Consider the following 15634-nt stretch of genomic DNA (forward strand, 5'->3'; position numbering starts at 1 on the left):
CTGCCGCCGCCGCTTCCGACGGGCATGCCGTGCGTGTCGGGCCCTTCCTCGTATCTCCGCACCGGAATGCTGGCGTCATGAACACCGCCGTCGCGGTGGCGGCCGCTCTGCTGTCCGCCCTGAGCTTCGGTGTCGGATCGGTACTTCAGCAGCAGGCGGCGCGTGAGGCCCCCGCGTCGGACTCCCTCCGGCTCCGACTGCTGCTCGAGCTGGCCCGTCGCCCGAAATGGCTGACCGGGATGGGACTCGTCGTCGCCTCGTACGCACTGCTCGGCCTGGCCCTGGCCGCCGGCCGTCTGGTCCTGGTCCAGCCGCTCGCCGCGACGGACCTCGTCTTCGCCCTGCCGTTCCTCGCCTGGCGACGCGGCATCTCCCTGACGCGTCCGGAGGCAGCGGGAATCGTGTGCACGGCGGGCGGTGTGGCCATGTTCCTGACGGTCCTTCCGCCGCCCGCCCACGGGGCGGTTCCGGACATCGCCGACTGGGTGCCCGTGCTCGCCGCCGTCGGCGGCGCCGTGGTGCTGCTGGCCCCCGCCGGCCTGCGGCGGCGCGGCAGTACGAGGACCGCGCTGTTCGCGGTCTGCGCGGCGCTCCTGTTCGCTCTCCTCGACAGCCTGACCAAGAGCACGGCCGACAGGTTCCAGACCCAGGGCGCCGGCGCGTTCCTCGCGTGGGAGCCCTACTCGCTGATCGTCATCGGAGTTCTGGGCCTGACCATGTCGCAGAGCGCGTACCAGGCGGGCTCCCTGGCCATCAGCCTGCCGATCATCGACACCCTCGAACCGATCTGCGCCGTACTGATCGGCATCGCCGTCTTCGGCGAACGGCTCGCGCAGTCTCCTCCGGCACTGGCCGTGCAGATGCTGGGAGCGGCCGTGGCGGTGACGGGCATCCTCCTCCTCGACCGCTCGCCCCTGGCTCGTGCCTGAAGAGCGGCACCCGGCCCGTGCCGTTCCCGGAGACGGGACGACCGTCGTACGCCCCGGGTCGGCAGAACGACCGGTCCCTGCGGGTCCGACGGTCCGAACGTCCCCATGCAGGGACGTATGGCCCTTCTCCCTTGCGAACACTGTCGGTGACAGTGGGACGAGTAGGCGCCGGCCCGCAGAGGGGGCCGGCACGTCGCCGCGGAAGCAGCCATGACCGACTACGTGTACGACTTCGCCCAGGGCGGCCGCGACATGGCCGAGCTCCTTGGGAACAAGGGCGCGAACCTCGCGGAGATGACCCGCCTGGGCCTGCCCGTGCCGAGAGGGTTCACCATCACCACCGAGGCCTGCCGGGTCTTCCTGTCGAGCGGCGAACCGCCGCCCGAACTGGAGCACCAGATCGCCGAGCACGTGTCCGCCCTGGAGCGGGCCGCCGGAAAGCGGCTCGGTCAGGCGGACGACCCACTGCTCCTCTCGGTCAGGTCCGGAGCCCGAGTCTCGATGCCCGGAATGATGGAGACCATCCTCGACATCGGACTCAACGACTACTCGGTGCTCGGGCTGGCCAAGTCGTCCGAGAGAGAGCGATTCGCCTGGGACTCCTACCGGCGGCTGGTGCAGATGTTCGGCGGCACGGTGATGGGCGTGGACAACTCGCTCTTCGAGGAGACGCTCACGCGCATCGAGGAACAGCACCACGTCCCCGACGACAGCCGCCTGGACGTCTGCGACCTCATCAGGACCGTCGAGTCGTTCAAGGACCTGATCGCCGAGCGGTCGGGCCTCGAGTTCCCCCAGTCGCCCGCCGAACAGCTGCGGCAGGCCGTCCTGGCCGTGTTCGCCTCCTGGAACGGGGAGCGCGCGAGGCTGTACCGGCGCCGCGAGCGCATCCCGGACGATCTGGGGACCGCGGTGACCGTTCAGACCATGGTCTTCGGCAACCTGGGCCGGGACTCGGGGAGCGGTGTGGCCTTCACCCGGGACCCGGCCACGGGTCGCAAGGGGGTGTACGGCGACTACCTTCCGAGCGCCCAGGGCGAGGACGTCGTCTCCGGAGTGCGCAACGCGGTGCCCCTCCAGGAGCTGGCCGCTCTGGACCCGGCGTCGTTCGGGCGGCTTCAGGAGTACCTGGCCCGGCTGGAGAGCCACTACCACGACCTGTGCGACGTCGAGTTCACGATCGAACGTGGCAAGCTCTGGATGCTTCAGACACGCGTCGGCAAGCGCACCGCCCGGGCGGCCTTCACCATCGCCTCGGACATGGCCGACGAGGGCCTGATCACGCACCGTCAGGCTTTGGCTCGCGTCGACGGTGAGCAGCTCACCCGACTCATGTTCCCGCGCTTCGACGCCGCCGGCACGGCCGACGTGGTCGCCCGGGGCGTGCCCGCCTCCCCGGGAGCGGCGGTGGGAGCGGTCGTCTTCGACTCGGCCGAGGCCGTGCGCAGGGCGGACGCCGGGGAGAAGGTGGTGCTCGTCCGGAACGAGACCACCGCCGACGACCTGCCCGGCATGATCGCCGCAGAAGCCGTTCTCACCACTCGCGGAGGGAAGACGAGCCACGCGGCGGTGGTCGCACGGGGCATGGGGAAGGTGTGCGTCTGCGGGGCGGAGGACATGATCGTGGACGTCCGTGCACGCTGCCTCGTCGTCGACGGCCTGACCGTCGGCGAGGGTTCGGTCGTCTCCGTGGACGGCTCCGAGGGGACCGTCCGCCTCGGAGCCGTACCTCTGGTCGAGTCCCAGGTCGTGCGGTACTTCGACGGCGGTGCGCCCCCGGACGCTGCCGCGCAGGACTTCGTACGCCATGTGCACCGGCTCATGCTGCAGGCCGACGCGGCACGGCGCCTGGAGGTGAGGGCGAACGCGGACACCCCGCAGGACGCGGCCCGCGCACGCCGTTTCGGGGCCGAGGGAATCGGGCTCTGCCGCACCGAGCACATGTTCCTGGGGGACCGGCGCCGGCTCGTCGAGGACATGATCCTCGCGGAGGGCGACGCGGAACGGGATGCCGCTCTCGCCGCGCTCCTGCCCCTGCAGCGTGCGGACTTCACCGGCATTCTGGAGGCGATGGACGGACTGCCTGTGACCATCCGTCTGCTGGACCCGCCGCTGCACGAGTTCCTGCCCGACCGCACGGATCTGGCCGTCCGCGTCGCCCGGAGGGACGCGGTCGGGGATCCGCCCGATGAGCGCGACTCGGCGTTGCTCGCGGCCGTCTCCCGTATGCACGAGAGGAATCCGATGCTCGGGCTGCGGGGCGTCAGGCTGGGACTGGTCGTTCCCGGGCTGTTCGCCATGCAGGTGCGCGCGATCGCCGAGGCGGTCGTGGAGCGGATGCGGGCAGGCGGGACTCCACGCGCCGAGATCATGGTTCCGCTGGTGGACGCGGTGGAGGAGCTGCGCCTCGTCAGGGAGGAGGCCGAACGGGTCCTGGCGGCCGTCTCCGCGGAGACGGGCATGGACGTCACATGCCCGGTCGGCACGATGATCGAGCTGCCGAGGGCGGCTCTCACCGCGGGCCGGATCGCCCGGGAGGCCGCGTTCTTCTCGTTCGGCACGAACGATCTCACCCAGACGACCTGGGGCTTCTCACGCGACGACGTGGAGGCCGCCTTCTTCTCCGCCTACCTGCAGAAGGGCGTGTTCCCGGCGTCGCCGTTCGAGACCGTCGACCGCGAGGGCGTGGGCCGGCTGGTACGGATCGCGGTCACCGAGGGCCGCGCGGTACGCCCCGAGTTGGAGCTCGGTGTGTGTGGAGAACACGGAGGCGATCCGGCGTCGGTGCACTTCTTCCACGAGGTGGGGCTCGACTACGTTTCCTGCTCGCCGTTCCGCGTACCGATCGCACGTCTGGAAGCGGGCAGGGCTGCCGTATCGGAGGGCGTCACGGCCGGCTGAGCACCTGCCGCACTGCGCCGGGGGCCGCAAAAGTACGGCGGCCCGGGTTGAGGCGTCCCGACGGGTGCAGGGGCGGCTCGACCGGGCGTGGAGAGTGCCACGGGCGCATGATGAGAGGGGAGGCCCGAGCACGTAGGTGGCAACCACCGCAGGTCCGGCCACCGGCCCGGCCGCGGCGATCGCGGGGCCGTCGCCTGCCGGTCCCGTGCCCACAGTCCGGCAACCGCCTGAGCCCAACCGGTGTCCCGCAGCGCAGAGGAGGCTGACCATGACCCGAACCTCGACCCTCGAGCGCAGCCAGTGGCAGGGCGCTCTCGACGGCGTCACGGCCGACCACGACGGAAGACTCGTCACCGTCGAACTGCTGGACGCCTCGGTCGGGCACCAGTACGAGGCGGAGCGCATGCCGTTCGCCGACCTCTCCTACGACCCCAAGGACGATGTGGTGATCGTCGCCGTCGGCGGGAAGACGCCGCGCTATCCGGTGGTGCTGCGCCATATGGTGGCCCACCCCAAGGAGATCGACATCGCCACGAAGGACATTCCGGAAACCGCCGTACGGATCGTCGCGCCGGACGACACAGCCACTTTGATCACCTTCTTCCCGGCGGAATAGCGGGCGGGCCCCACAGCACAACGGCCGTGCACCCGGAGGTGGGAAGCCGCGGCCGGGACGGCTTCCGCCGGGCGCTGCTTGGCTCGGCGAGCCATCGGTGCGCCGTCCACGCCACATGCCCGGTCCTGATCGTGCGCCCGGAGACCGAAGCCCCGGAGGGTGAGGACGGGGCACTGATCGGTGGGCGAGTTGCACCGCTCTCCGGCCTCGGTCCACGGTCCTGTCACCGCGACCGTCATCCCTGAACGCGCCACCGCGAGGCGCGAAGAGGAGGCCGTGTCGAGAGCAGCGAGCACCGTCGGTGTCGGCCCGGTGCGGCGCACTCCGCACGACGCCTGGGGCGGTGTGGCACATCCCCCGCGCCGCACTGGCGCGCGCTCGAACGTCAGCGGTCGTCTGCCGCGGGCGCGGGGCGGTCGAACTCGCAGCGGACGTCGACGACCCCCTCGACGGACCCGGCCAGTCGGCCGACGACGGCGACGAGGCCGCTGTCGTCGAGCGTTCCGCCGAGCGTGACGACCCCGTCCTCCACGTCGACCCGTACCCCGGGACGGCGGTCCGCGAAGAGGCGGTCGACGAGATCCCGGACTTCCACCGCGATGTCGTCGTCGGGGCGGAGGAACACCTTGAGGAGGTCCGCCCGGCTGACGATGCCCCTCAGAACGCCGTGCGCGTCCACGACGGGCAGGCGCTTCACATGCTGCCGGGCCATGAGGCGAGCCGCGTGGGGCAGGGTGGCGCCGGCCCGAACCGTGACCGGCGGAGCGCTCATGAGGTCCTCGGCCCTGACGGCTCCGGCCCTTTCGGCGTCCGGGCGGGGCAGTTGGTCCACGCGGGCCGGATCGGTGCCGCGGACCTCCTCCTTCCGGAGCAGGTCGGCTTCGGACACGACACCGACCACGCGCCTTTCGTCGTCGACGACCGGGACGGCGGTCACGCTCCACCGCCCCATGGCGGCCACGATGTCCTTGAACCGCGCGTGAGGGGCCACCGCAACGACGTTCTTCGTCATCACGTCTTCGACGGAGCGCGGGGCGGAGGACCTCATGGTGCGCCTCACTGAGGAGCTGGCTGACGACAGGGACGGTAGCGCCTTGTGCCACCCTTCCACGGGCCGGTGGCCTCCGGGATGGGCCGACAGGGGCCGCCTCGGGACCGTCCGGCCCAAGCGTCCCGTGCTCGGTGCAGGACACCCTGACGGTGCAGGACCCGGAGCGGGCGACGACGTGACTCCGCACCGCGTCGCACCGGATGCGTGCCGGGGAAGCCCGCTGCGGGCCACGACCCTGATGCCCGACGAGGGGAGGCGGACCCGCGATGCCCAGTACATCCGCACACGGTTCCACCGCCGGACAGTCGCCGCACCCGCGCACCGACATGGGCCGCCGGCTCGCCGCCCGGCGCGAACAACTGGGACTGACCCGGGAGGAGGTGGCGGCGCGCAGTGGGGCGGCCGCCACCTATGTCCAGTACCTGGAGGAGCAGCCCGCGGCGCCCGACACGGCCACGTTGCAGCAGATCGCCGCCGCCCTGGAGACGACGGTGGCCGAACTGGCCGGGGGGACGGTGGACCAGCCGCCCGGGCTGGGCGCGGCCCTGCGGGACGCGGGACTGGCCGAGCTCGACGAGTCGGAGTGCCGGTCCCTGCTGTCCGGCCATGGTGTCGGGCGGATCGGAGTGCTCACGCCGGAAGGGCCGGCGGTGGTACCGGTGAACTACGTGGTCGACGGGACCGACATCGCCTTCCGTACAGCGCTGGGCAAGGTGCCCGCCTTCGCCGCGGGAAGCGAGGTCGCCTTCGAGGTGGACCGTATCGACGACGCCTTCAGCCGGGGGTGGAGCGTCCTGGCCGTGGGAACGGCGCGCGCCGTCACCGAGGAGGCCGCGGTCCGCCGGCTGACGGAACTGGCCCCGTCCTCACCCTGGGCCGGCGGGCAGCGCGACCTGTGGGTGGAACTCACGCCGTCCCGCGTCACCGGGCGCAGGATCGTCGCAGCGGACGGCTGACTCGGAGGGCCTCGGTCCGGCGGATCCGGCATCACCGGCGAGCAGTCGGGACGCGTCGGACGAGAGGCCGGACGGCGACCGCTCCGCTCGTTCGGCAGTGGTGCGGTGGGCCCGTCGGCGGTTCCCGACACTGGCGGTGACGCGGTGCGGGGCGGAACAGCGACGAGTGCCGCCCGGGACGACGGCAGGATCCGGAGGACCGCCGCACCGCGGCGTCGCCCGCGGCGCCGGGACCCGCCCGCTCGACCGGCCTCTCCTCACCGCGGGGTGTCCTCCCGACACCACGACGCGACCGCACGCGGGCTGCCGCGAGAGCCGAACGGCCCCGTGCGGGGTCGGCAGGCCCGGTCCCCGGACGGGAGTCAACCCTTCCGAGCGAGCATCCGCCTGACGGCCTCCTCGATCCCGTTCCGCGTCCTGGCCGTCAGGGCGGCCAGGCGTGGCGAGACGACGGGACGTGGTGGGGGCTGCGCGCCGCGGATACGGCGTGCCCTCTCGGGCAGGGACGACAGGTCGGCCGCGAAGCGCGCCCGGGCCGCCGCCAGCGTGTCCGGTGGCCCGGTTCTCCGGCCGCCCCGCATGACGGTGTGCAGCAGGGGCTCCCCGCCGTCCGGTGGCTCCTCGCCCGCCAGCCCCACGACGTCCCGGCAGCCCGGCCCGCGGAACACCTGCTTGGGGGCGGGCGCGGTGGCCTTCGCCGAGGACAGTTTCATGACCGGTCGCCCGGCGTACTCGACGAGTTTGTAGGCCGCGTCCAGATACGGTGCGTCCGCGGCGGTCCCCACCTTGGTGCCCACCGCGTACACGTCGATCGGCGCACCGCTGCGCACCAGTGCGCCGACCGCGTACTCGTCGAGGCCGCCACTGGCGATGATGCGGACGTCGGGCAGCCCGGCCCGGTCGAGAATCCCCCGTGCCCGGTGGGCCAGGGCCCCCAGGTCCCCGCTGTCCAGGCGGACGGCGCACCCTGGTCCCCTCCGGATGTCGGCCAGCACCCGGGCTGCCGTCCTGACACCGAGGTCGGTGTCGTAGGTGTCGACCAGGAATGTCACCGGCCCGGGGTGCGCGCGGGCGAAGGCTCTGAATGCCTCCTCCTCACTGGGGAAGGCCTCGACGTAGGAGTGGGCCATGGTCCCGGATGCCGGTATCCCGAGTTCCGCCGCGGCGGCCACGTTGCTGGTGCCTGCGAAACCGACCATCGCGGCGACGCGTGCGGCCTGGAACCCCGCCTGCGGACCGTGCGTCCGCCGCAGGGAGAAGTCCACGACCGGCCGTCCGGCGGCGGCGATGACACAGCGCGCGGCCTTCGAGGCGACGACGGTCTGATGGCAGATCTGTGCCAGCAGGTAGGTTTCCACGAACTGGGCCTGCGGCAACGGCGCGGTGACCTCCATCAGCGGCTCGCCGGCGAACACCAGCCGGCCCTCGGGCACCGCACGCACGTCGCCGAGGAACTCCATGGCGAGCAGCCCTTCCAGGTCCTCGGCCGGACGGTGCAGCGTCGCGGCGAAGTCCCGTACGTCCTGCGGCCCCACCCGGAGGCGGGCGAGATAGTCCAGGGAGGGTTCGAGGCCGGCGGCGACGAGAAAGCCCCGCTCAGGTGGCAGGTCCCGGACGAACAGACTGAACGTCGCGGGCCGGTCCATGCCTTCACGAAGGTAGGACATGGCCATGGTGACCTCGTACAGGTCGGTGGTGGTCGCGTCGGTCACGGCGAGCACCCTCCTCGAAGTGCGCGTCACGGGACGAGCGGTCCGGGACTCCGAGCGATCGTGCGGCGTCCCTTCGGATCCCGCCCCGAGCGGTTGCGGCCATGGGGAACGCGGTTCCAGCGTGCGCCGGTGCCACCCCCACCGGGCAGGGCTGAACGGCCCCCGGCCGGAACCGACCGGCCCCCGCCCGACGCGGCCGGAACGGGCACGATGGGGATGGGCTCGGAGCCGCGTTCGTCCCAGGCTCCGAGCCGGCTCTCGAGCCGCGGCCCCGTCCGGGACGGGGCCGGCGGGACCGTCGCCTCCGCGGTACGGGCCCGAGACCACCCGGCCCAACCGACGGGAGGGCGAGCGTGACCTCTCATCCCACGCGGATCATGCCGTCCGACGACACACGGCCGACCGGTCTGACGGACGAGGAGGCGGCGCGCCGACTGCGCGAGTACGGGCGGAACGAGGTGGCCACACGTCCGAGACTGCCCCTGTACGTTCGCGTGCTGGGCCAGCTCCGCGATCCGCTGATCATGGTTCTGCTCGGCGCGATCGTGCTGACCGTCGCGATCGGGGACCATGCCGACTCCGTGGTGATCGCCCTGGTCGTCGTCGTCAACACCACTGTGGGGGTCGTCCAGGAGATCAGGGCCGACAACGCCGTCGCGGCGCTCTCGGCGCTGTCCGCACCGGCCGCACGTGTGGTGCGCGAGGGAACCGACCGGGAGGTGCCGGCGACGGACGTCGTGCCGGGGGACGTGCTGCTGCTCGGTGAGGGCGACATCGTGGCTGCCGACGCACGTCTGCTCCGGTCGTCGTCACTGCTGGTGGACGAGTCCATGCTGACCGGGGAGTCCGTCCCGGTCGACAAGGACGTCCGCTCGCGGAAACCGGGCGCCTCCGCCCTCGGTGCCGGGACCGTCGCCGTCAGGGGCAGGGCCGTGGCCGAGGTCGTCGCCACGGGCGAGAGCAGCGCACTGGGCCGGATCGCGTCCCTCCTGGAGGGCCGGACCGGGCCCACTCCTCTGCAGCGCCGGCTCGCGGCACTGGGCCGGGTGCTGGCTCTCGTCACGGTGGCCCTGTGCGTGCTGGTCTTCGCCCTCGGGCTGCTCCGGGGTCTCCCGCCGGCCACGATGGCGGTGACGGCGATCAGTCTCGCCGTCGCCGCCGTACCGGAGTCGCTGCCGGCCGTCGTGACGCTCGCGCTCGCGCTGGGCGCGCGGCGGATGGCGGCACGGCATGCGGTGGTGCGCCGGCTGCCCGCCGTCGAGACGCTCGGTTCCGTGACCGTGCTGGCCACCGACAAGACCGGGACGCTCACCGAGGGCCGGATGGTGGTGGAGCAGATCTGGACTCCCCGTGGGCTGGTGGCGTTCACCGGGGTCGGGTACGAGCCGAGGGGCGAGGTGCGCGTCAGCGGAAGAACGGCGACTGCCGCGGAACTCGAACCCGTTCGTGAGCTGCTGACGGTCGCGGCGCTGTGCAACGACGCCGCCCTCCGGCCGCCCGGCGGCGCGGAAGGCTCCGGGGACCGCTGGACCGCGGTCGGGGACCCGACCGAAGCCGCGCTGCTGACCGCGGCTGTGAAGGCGGGGTGCGAGGAGCGGCGCCTCCTGCGGGAGAGATTCCCCAGGACCGACGAGGCGCCGTTCGACAGTCTCAGGAAACGGATGACCACCGTGCACAGGGCGCCTTCCGGGCGGTCGCTCGTCTGCCTCAAGGGCGCGCCGGAGGCGGTGCTCGATCCCACCGTGCTGGACGAGGGCCCCGAGCCGGTCGCCGAAGCACGGCGAGAGGCGGCGCGCCTGGCGTCCCGTGGCTTCCGCGTCCTCGCGGTGGCCTCAAGGACGTGCTCCGGGCGGCCGCCGAGGGCCTCGGAAGCGGAGCACGGCCTGCGGCTCCTCGGCCTGGCCGCCATCAGCGACCCCCCGAAACCGGCCGCGACCGCGACCCTCGCGGCCTGCCGCGCCGCCGGGATCGTCCCCGTCCTGGTCACCGGGGACCATCCGGCGACCGCCCGCGCGCTGGCCGCACGGGTCGGGCTCGTGGACCCGGGGAACACCGAGGGGGCGGTCGCCACGGGAGCGGACCTGGCGGCCGGCCGCATCGCCGATCCGACCGCGGTGACGGTCTTCGCCCGTACGGACCCGCAGCAGAAGCTGGACATCGTCGAGGCGTGGCACGCCCGTGGCCATGTGACGGCCATGACCGGCGACGGCGTCAACGACGGCCCCGCTCTGCACGCCGCGGACATCGGCGTGGCCATGGGCCGCCGGGGCACCGAGGTCGCGCGTCAGTCGGCCGACCTGGTACTCACCGATGACGAACTCACCACCGTGGTGGCCGCTGTCGAGGAGGGGCGTCGGGTGTACGACAACATCCGCAGGTTCCTCGTCTACGCCCTCGCCGGCGGCACGGCGGAGATCCTGGTGATGCTCGTCGGGCCCCTGCTGGGGCTGGCCCTGCCGCTTCGGGCCGGCCAGATCCTGTGGATCAATCTCCTGACCCACGGCCTGACCGGCGTCGCGGTCGGAGCGGAGCCCGTGTCCCCACAGGCGATGCACCGGCCGCCCCGCCCGCCGCACCAGCATGTGATGGGTCACGGTCTGTGGCAACGCGTGCTCTTCCTGGGCACCGTGGTGACCGCGGTCTGTCTGGCCGCCGGACTCGTCGCGCGTGCCGCCGGCTCCCCCTGGCAGACCGTGCTCTTCCTCTCCCTGCTGGCGGCCCAGCTGGGGGTCGTACTGGCCTTGCGCGGCCGCCTGTTCACGCGCGAGAACCTCTTCCTCCCGCTGTCGGTACTGGCGTCGGCGGCCCTGGGCGTGGCCGCGGTGTACGTGCCGTTCCTGCGGTCGGTTCTGGAGACGCGCCCTCTGGACGCGGCGGAGGTGGGACTCGCGTGCGCTGCGGGCCTGCTCGGCTTCGCCGCGGCGCGCTTGAGCCGGCAGGCGTGGGTGGCGCGGCTCACCGGGCACGCGGCCGGGGATCCGCACCGCGCGCCCCGGCCGTGAGTGACCCGCGTGGCCCGTACCCTCAAGGACCGGCGCACAGGGGCCGCTTGAGGGGGGAGCGGTGACGTGGGTGGGACGCGTACTTCCCCTGTGCGACGTGGCGGGAGAACGCGTGGGCGAGGACTTCGACGCGGCGAGGTGCGTGCCCCGCCTGCGGCTCAGTCCTCCCTGCCTCGTTGCGCGGGACGAGCGGCGCTCCCGGTCAGATCCACGCGGATGTCCACCACGCCTTCGACCGCGCGGACGGCCTTGGCCAGCAGCGGGACCAGTCGGCGGTCCCGGAGTTCCCCGCTGAGGGTGACCACTCCGTCCGTGACGGACACCTCCACTCCGACAGCAGCCGGTAGGTCCGCGAGGACGTGGCGACGGACGTCCTCGGCGAGGTCCTCGTCCGTGCGCAGGAACACTTTCAGCAGGTCGCTGCGGCTGACCACGCCCTCCAGCATGCCGACCCGGTCGACCACCGGGAGCCGCTTCACCCGGCGCCGTGCCATGATCCGAGCGGCCTCCGCGACGGTCGCCCCCGGGTGGACGGTGACCGCGGGGCTCGACATGAGTTCACCGGCGGTCACCGCACCCGCCTTCCACAGGTCCGGCCGGGCCCCTTCGCCGAGCGTGGGGGCGTCGGTACGGAACTCCTCCTTCGGCAGGAGGTCGGCTTCGGACACCACGCCGATGACCCTCCCGTCGCCCTCGACGACCGGCAGGGCACTGACCTTCCACTGGTCCATCAGCTCCACGATCTCCTTGTACGCGGCATGACGCCCCACCGCGACCGCGGTGTGGGTCATGACGTCGCTCACCGTGCTCGGGGAATCGGTCATGGCAGTGCCCCTTCCTGTGTGGCGGGACTCCCCCGGGGCGGCCCCTCCTCGGCAGCGGGCCGCCTCGTGGCGGACGCGCTCCACGGCGTCCGCACAGGTGACGCGAGGTGCCGTCGCACCCGCCCCCAGTCCCTTCCACCACGCTGGCCCTGCCCGGGGGCCGGGCACATGGGCCGAACGGCCCGCCGGGCAGGGCTGCCCCGCCCTGCCCGGCGGGCCGCCCCCACGCTGTGTGGTGACGGGTCGTGGCGGGGCCGGGCGGCGAGCGGCCGAGTCGGACGCCGGCGGCCTCAGGGAGCCCGGAGCGAGCAGGCGGCCCTGTACTCCGGCCCGGGCTGCGGCGCGGACGGACCCGGACGGCGACGTGTGCGGGGAGGCGCGCGTCGTCGACGAGGCGAGAGACGGCCCGTCGGCAAACGCGTGGTTTCCTCATGTTCGTCACGTCGAGTCTGATTCAGGGAGACTCCATATGGAACTGGTAGCCCGCACGGCGGTCATCGGGATCGGTAACGAGTTCCGCCGGGACGACGGGGTCGGGTGGGCCGTCGTCACCGCGCTGGAGGACCGGGCCGCGCGGCAGCCGCTGTCCCGGGCCACCGTGCTGGCGCGGTCCGACGGGGATCCCGGCCGGCTGATCGGCCTCTGGGAGGACACCGCCCTGGCAGTGGTCGTCGATGCGTGCTTCCCCCCGTCGGCGCAGCCGGGGCGTACGCACCGGTGGTCCGGAAACCCCGACGGCTCCTTCCACCCGGCCGGTCCGGCACGGCACAGCACGCACGGACTCGGCCTCGCCGAGGCGGTCCGGCTCGGCGACGTTCTCGGGCGCGGTCCCGGCCGTCTCGTCGTGTACGCGGTGGAGGGAGCGGACCGTGCGCTGGGCACGGGGCTCACCCCGGCGGTGGCACGCGCCGTGCCGGTTCTGGTCCGGCGGATCGAGGCGGACATCCGCCGCGACGGCGAGGCTCGGGCCCACGGTCCGCGGGACGGGTGAGCACCGGCAGCCACCGCCCCGGGGGGACGGGCCCGCGCCAAGGACACGCCGGACCCATATCGGAGCCGGAGAGGCACGCACCTGACACCCTGTCCACGACCGACAGCACACCGTACGGCCGTGTCCAGCGGACCGTGGCGGAGGAGTCTGTGCCTCCCGGGCCGAACGGCCCCCGGACGAGGGGCGAACCATGACGGACCCCCAGAACACCGGTGCGGTACCCGGCGCTCCGGCCGGGGCGGTACTCGACCGCGAGGGACTGGACGAACTCGTCCGCGTCCTGGTGCGCCGCGGCCGCACGGTGATCGGTCCCACCGTCCGTGACGGCGCCATCGTCCTGGACGAGCTCGAGTCGGCCGAAGCGCTGCCGTACGGCTGGGGGGTCGAACTCGAGGCGGGGCGGTACCGGGTCCGCCGACGTGCCGACGGGGCCGCCTTCGCGCACAGTGCGGGGCCGCAGTCGTGGAAGTCGTTCCTCCATCCGGAGCGTGTTCGTCAGTGGAGCGCCGACCGCCGTTCCGACGGCGGTCTGACCGTCCGCCCGGAGGCACCCAGGAGCATCTCGTACGCCTTCCTCGGCGTGAGGCCCTGTGATCTGCGGGCCATTCGGATCCTCGACCGGGTGATGGCCGGCGGCCGCTACCGTGACCCCGCCTACCTCTCCCGGCGAACGGGTGCCTTCCTGATCGCGGTCGAGTGCACCGAGCCGGGTGCCACCTGCTTCTGCGTCTCGATGGGCACGGGCCCGGCCGCGGACGCCGGGTACGACCTCGCGCTCACCGAGGTCGTGGACGCCGCCGGCCACCGCTTCCTGTGCCGCAGCGGAAGCCCGGAGGGTGCGGCGGTGCTCGCGGAGCTCCCGCACCGCGACGCCGACGAGCCCACCCGCGCGGCAGCCGCCTCCGCGGTGAGCGAGGCGGCCGAACGCATGGGCCGGTCCATGCCGCCGGTGGACCTGCGCACACTGATGCGGGACACCCTGGAGGCGGACCGCTGGGACGACGTCACGGCCAGATGTCTGAGCTGCGGCAACTGCACCATGGTCTGCCCCACCTGCTTCTGCACGACCACCGAGGACGTGACCGACCTGACCGGCGACCACGCGGAGCGGTGGCGCCGCTGGGACTCCTGCTACGACCTGGACTTCTCGCTCCTCCACGGCGGCCCGGTCCGGGCCACCCCCCGCAGCCGCTACCGCCAGTGGCTCACCCACAAACTGGGCACGTGGCACGACCAGTTCGACAGCTCCGGCTGCGTCGGCTGCGGCCGGTGCATCGTCTGGTGCCCCACCGGCATCGACCTCACCGAAGAGGCACATGCCCTCCACCGGGAGGCCACGCGGACGGAGGGCGCACCGTGACCCCGCAGACGGACGAACCCGCCGGCGAACGGACGCTCACGGCCCTGCCCGCCGAGCACCGTGCTCGGTTGATGGCCCTCGCCCGCGAAGCCGCCTTCCCGGGCGCCACGCGGATCTTCGAGGAGGGCGGGGAGGCGGACCGCTTCTGGATCATCCGTTCGGGCACCGTCGCGCTCGACGTCCATGTTCCCGGGCGCGGTCAGGCCGTCGTCGAGACCATCGGCAGGGGCGCCCTGCTCGGCTGGTCGTGGCTGTACCCGCCCCGGCGCTGGCACCTCGGCGCAGAGACCCGGGGCCCCGTACGGGCATGGGAGTTCGACGCCGTCGCCGTGCGCGGCCTGTGTGCCGAACGCCCCGAGCTGGGGCTGGCGTTGGTCACCGCCGTCGCCGAGACCATCGGCGACCGGCTCAGGGCGACCCGCACCCGACTGCTCGACCTGTACGGGCCGCCGGGATCGCCGGGGAACGGGAACGGGACCGAGCCATGACCCTCGCTCCCCTCCCCTACCGCGTCGTGGACCGCCGGGACGAGACGCACGACACCGTCACGCTCGTCCTGGAGCCGGCCGCAGAGGCTCTGAGCCCTTTCGCCCCGGGCCAGTTCGCGATGCTCTACGCGTTCGGGGTCGGCGAGGTCCCCGTCTCCGTCTCCCGGACACCCGACGCGCGGCGGTTGACGCACACGGTGCGCGCCGTCGGGGCCGTCACCCGTGCGCTGTGCGGCCTGCGGACCGGTGCGTGGGTCGGGGTGCGCGGCCCGTTCGGAACGCACTGGGACCTGGCGGCCGCCCGTGGCCACGATCTTCTCGTCATCGCCGGCGGCATCGGGCTCGCGCCGTTGCGGCCCCTGGTCGACGCCGTTCTCGCCGACGCCCACGAGTACGGACGGCTGAACGTCCTCGCGGGTGCCCGGAGCCCGCGCGAGCTCCTGTACCAGGACGAGTTCCCCGCATGGGGGAGGCCGTTCGGCGCCGCGACGGTCGACCGGCCCGAGGACGACTGGACCGGCCGGGTCGGAGTCGTCACCACGCTGCTCGGGGAGGCGCGCTTCACGCCGGCGGACACGACCGCCTTCGTCTGCGGCCCCGAGGTCATGATGCGTGTGACCGCCCGCGATCTGATCCACCGGGGGGTCCGCCCCGACCGCGTCCAGGTCTCCCTCGAACGGAACATGCGCTGCGCCACCGGCCACTGCGGGCACTGCCAGCTCGGTCCCCTACTGCTCTGCCGCGACGGCCCGGTCGTCGGCTTCGACCGGGCCGAACCACTGCTCACCGTACGGGAACTGTGAC

General features: G+C 73.1%; 13 protein-coding genes. 10 read left to right on the plus strand and 3 right to left on the minus strand.

Translation table 11 applies throughout. The annotated features are described in order from the left end of the window. The first annotated feature begins 77 nt into the window (after positions 1-77). The 4 genes from QMZ92_RS12035 to QMZ92_RS36005 all read left to right on the plus strand — a co-directional run bounded on the left by QMZ92_RS12035 (position 78) and on the right by QMZ92_RS36005 (position 4691). The gene (locus tag QMZ92_RS12035; RefSeq protein ID WP_283297286.1) at positions 78-929 is read left to right on the plus strand and encodes a DMT family transporter; all 852 of its coding nucleotides are present in this window, start codon (positions 78-80) and stop codon (positions 927-929) included. A gap of 210 nt (positions 930-1139) precedes the next feature. After that, complete coding sequence (gene ppdK / locus QMZ92_RS12040) at positions 1140-3830, plus strand: pyruvate, phosphate dikinase (protein WP_283297287.1); 2691 nt, start codon at positions 1140-1142, stop codon at positions 3828-3830. Between the two features lie 268 nt (positions 3831-4098). Further along, positions 4099-4446, plus strand: a complete 348-nt coding sequence (locus QMZ92_RS12045) for a DUF5335 family protein (RefSeq protein ID WP_283297288.1) — start codon at positions 4099-4101, stop codon at positions 4444-4446. Between the two features lie 38 nt (positions 4447-4484). After that, positions 4485-4691: a universal stress protein gene (locus tag QMZ92_RS36005; protein WP_349307721.1), complete on the plus strand. Its 207-nt coding sequence runs from the start codon at positions 4485-4487 to the stop codon at positions 4689-4691. A 140-nt stretch (positions 4692-4831) separates the two neighbouring features. On the opposite strand, the gene QMZ92_RS12055 is transcribed toward QMZ92_RS36005, so the two are convergent. Continuing rightward, on the minus strand, positions 4832-5494 hold the full coding sequence (locus QMZ92_RS12055; RefSeq protein WP_283297289.1) for a CBS domain-containing protein: 663 nt from the start codon (positions 5492-5494) through the stop codon (positions 4832-4834). 269 nt (positions 5495-5763) lie between these two features. On the opposite strand from QMZ92_RS12055, the gene QMZ92_RS12060 reads away from it, so the two are divergent. Continuing rightward, the gene (locus tag QMZ92_RS12060) at positions 5764-6453 is read left to right on the plus strand and encodes a helix-turn-helix domain-containing protein (RefSeq protein ID WP_283297291.1); all 690 of its coding nucleotides are present in this window, start codon (positions 5764-5766) and stop codon (positions 6451-6453) included. 362 nt (positions 6454-6815) lie between these two features. On the opposite strand, the gene QMZ92_RS12065 is transcribed toward QMZ92_RS12060, so the two are convergent. Beyond that, positions 6816-8165 carry a nicotinate phosphoribosyltransferase gene (locus QMZ92_RS12065; RefSeq protein WP_283297292.1) on the minus strand — a complete coding sequence of 450 codons (1350 nt, stop codon included), beginning with the start codon at positions 8163-8165 and terminating at the stop codon, positions 6816-6818. A 353-nt stretch (positions 8166-8518) separates the two neighbouring features. Between QMZ92_RS12065 and QMZ92_RS12070 the strand changes: the two genes are divergently transcribed. After that, entirely contained in the window at positions 8519-11167 is a 2649-nt protein-coding gene (locus QMZ92_RS12070) for a cation-translocating P-type ATPase (protein ID WP_283297293.1), read from the plus strand. Positions 11168-11325: 158 nt separating this feature from the next. Here QMZ92_RS12070 and QMZ92_RS12075 read toward each other — a convergent pair whose 3' ends face one another. Further along, on the minus strand, positions 11326-11991 hold the full coding sequence (locus tag QMZ92_RS12075) for a CBS domain-containing protein (protein ID WP_283297294.1): 666 nt from the start codon (positions 11989-11991) through the stop codon (positions 11326-11328). A 469-nt stretch (positions 11992-12460) separates the two neighbouring features. On the opposite strand from QMZ92_RS12075, the gene QMZ92_RS12080 reads away from it, so the two are divergent. From QMZ92_RS12080 to QMZ92_RS12095, 4 genes are all read left to right on the plus strand, one after another. Further along, complete coding sequence (locus QMZ92_RS12080; protein ID WP_283297295.1) at positions 12461-12982, plus strand: hydrogenase maturation protease; 522 nt, start codon at positions 12461-12463, stop codon at positions 12980-12982. A gap of 190 nt (positions 12983-13172) precedes the next feature. Beyond that, complete coding sequence (locus QMZ92_RS12085; RefSeq protein WP_283297297.1) at positions 13173-14342, plus strand: 4Fe-4S dicluster domain-containing protein; 1170 nt, start codon at positions 13173-13175, stop codon at positions 14340-14342. A 71-nt stretch (positions 14343-14413) separates the two neighbouring features. Continuing rightward, positions 14414-14830 (plus strand): cyclic nucleotide-binding domain-containing protein, encoded by a 417-nt coding sequence (locus tag QMZ92_RS12090; protein ID WP_283297316.1) that lies wholly within the window; start codon positions 14414-14416, stop codon positions 14828-14830. Further along, positions 14827-15633: an FAD/NAD(P)-binding protein gene (locus QMZ92_RS12095; RefSeq protein ID WP_283297299.1), complete on the plus strand. Its 807-nt coding sequence runs from the start codon at positions 14827-14829 to the stop codon at positions 15631-15633. The genes QMZ92_RS12090 and QMZ92_RS12095 overlap by 4 nt, the downstream gene beginning before the upstream one ends. Position 15634: the final 1 nt, after the last annotated feature.

Origin of the sequence: Streptomyces sp. HNM0645 (assembly GCF_030056615.1) — a bacterium.
Classification (GTDB): domain Bacteria; phylum Actinomycetota; class Actinomycetes; order Streptomycetales; family Streptomycetaceae; genus Streptomyces; species Streptomyces marianii.

Coding starts and splice junctions, on each gene's coding strand:
- QMZ92_RS12085 (WP_283297297.1), top strand. CDS start 13,173: ATGACGGACCCCCAGAACACCGGTGCGGTACCCGGCGCTCCGGCCGGG.
- QMZ92_RS12090 (WP_283297316.1), top strand. CDS start 14,414: ATGGCCCTCGCCCGCGAAGCCGCCTTCCCGGGCGCCACGCGGATCTTC.
- QMZ92_RS12095 (WP_283297299.1), top strand. CDS start 14,827: ATGACCCTCGCTCCCCTCCCCTACCGCGTCGTGGACCGCCGGGACGAG.
- QMZ92_RS12060 (WP_283297291.1), top strand. CDS start 5,764: ATGCCCAGTACATCCGCACACGGTTCCACCGCCGGACAGTCGCCGCAC.
- QMZ92_RS12075 (WP_283297294.1), bottom strand. CDS start 11,991: ATGACCGATTCCCCGAGCACGGTGAGCGACGTCATGACCCACACCGCG.
- QMZ92_RS12045 (WP_283297288.1), top strand. CDS start 4,099: ATGACCCGAACCTCGACCCTCGAGCGCAGCCAGTGGCAGGGCGCTCTC.
- QMZ92_RS12035 (WP_283297286.1), top strand. CDS start 78: ATGAACACCGCCGTCGCGGTGGCGGCCGCTCTGCTGTCCGCCCTGAGC.
- ppdK (WP_283297287.1), top strand. CDS start 1,140: ATGACCGACTACGTGTACGACTTCGCCCAGGGCGGCCGCGACATGGCC.
- QMZ92_RS12080 (WP_283297295.1), top strand. CDS start 12,461: ATGGAACTGGTAGCCCGCACGGCGGTCATCGGGATCGGTAACGAGTTC.
- QMZ92_RS12055 (WP_283297289.1), bottom strand. CDS start 5,494: ATGAGGTCCTCCGCCCCGCGCTCCGTCGAAGACGTGATGACGAAGAAC.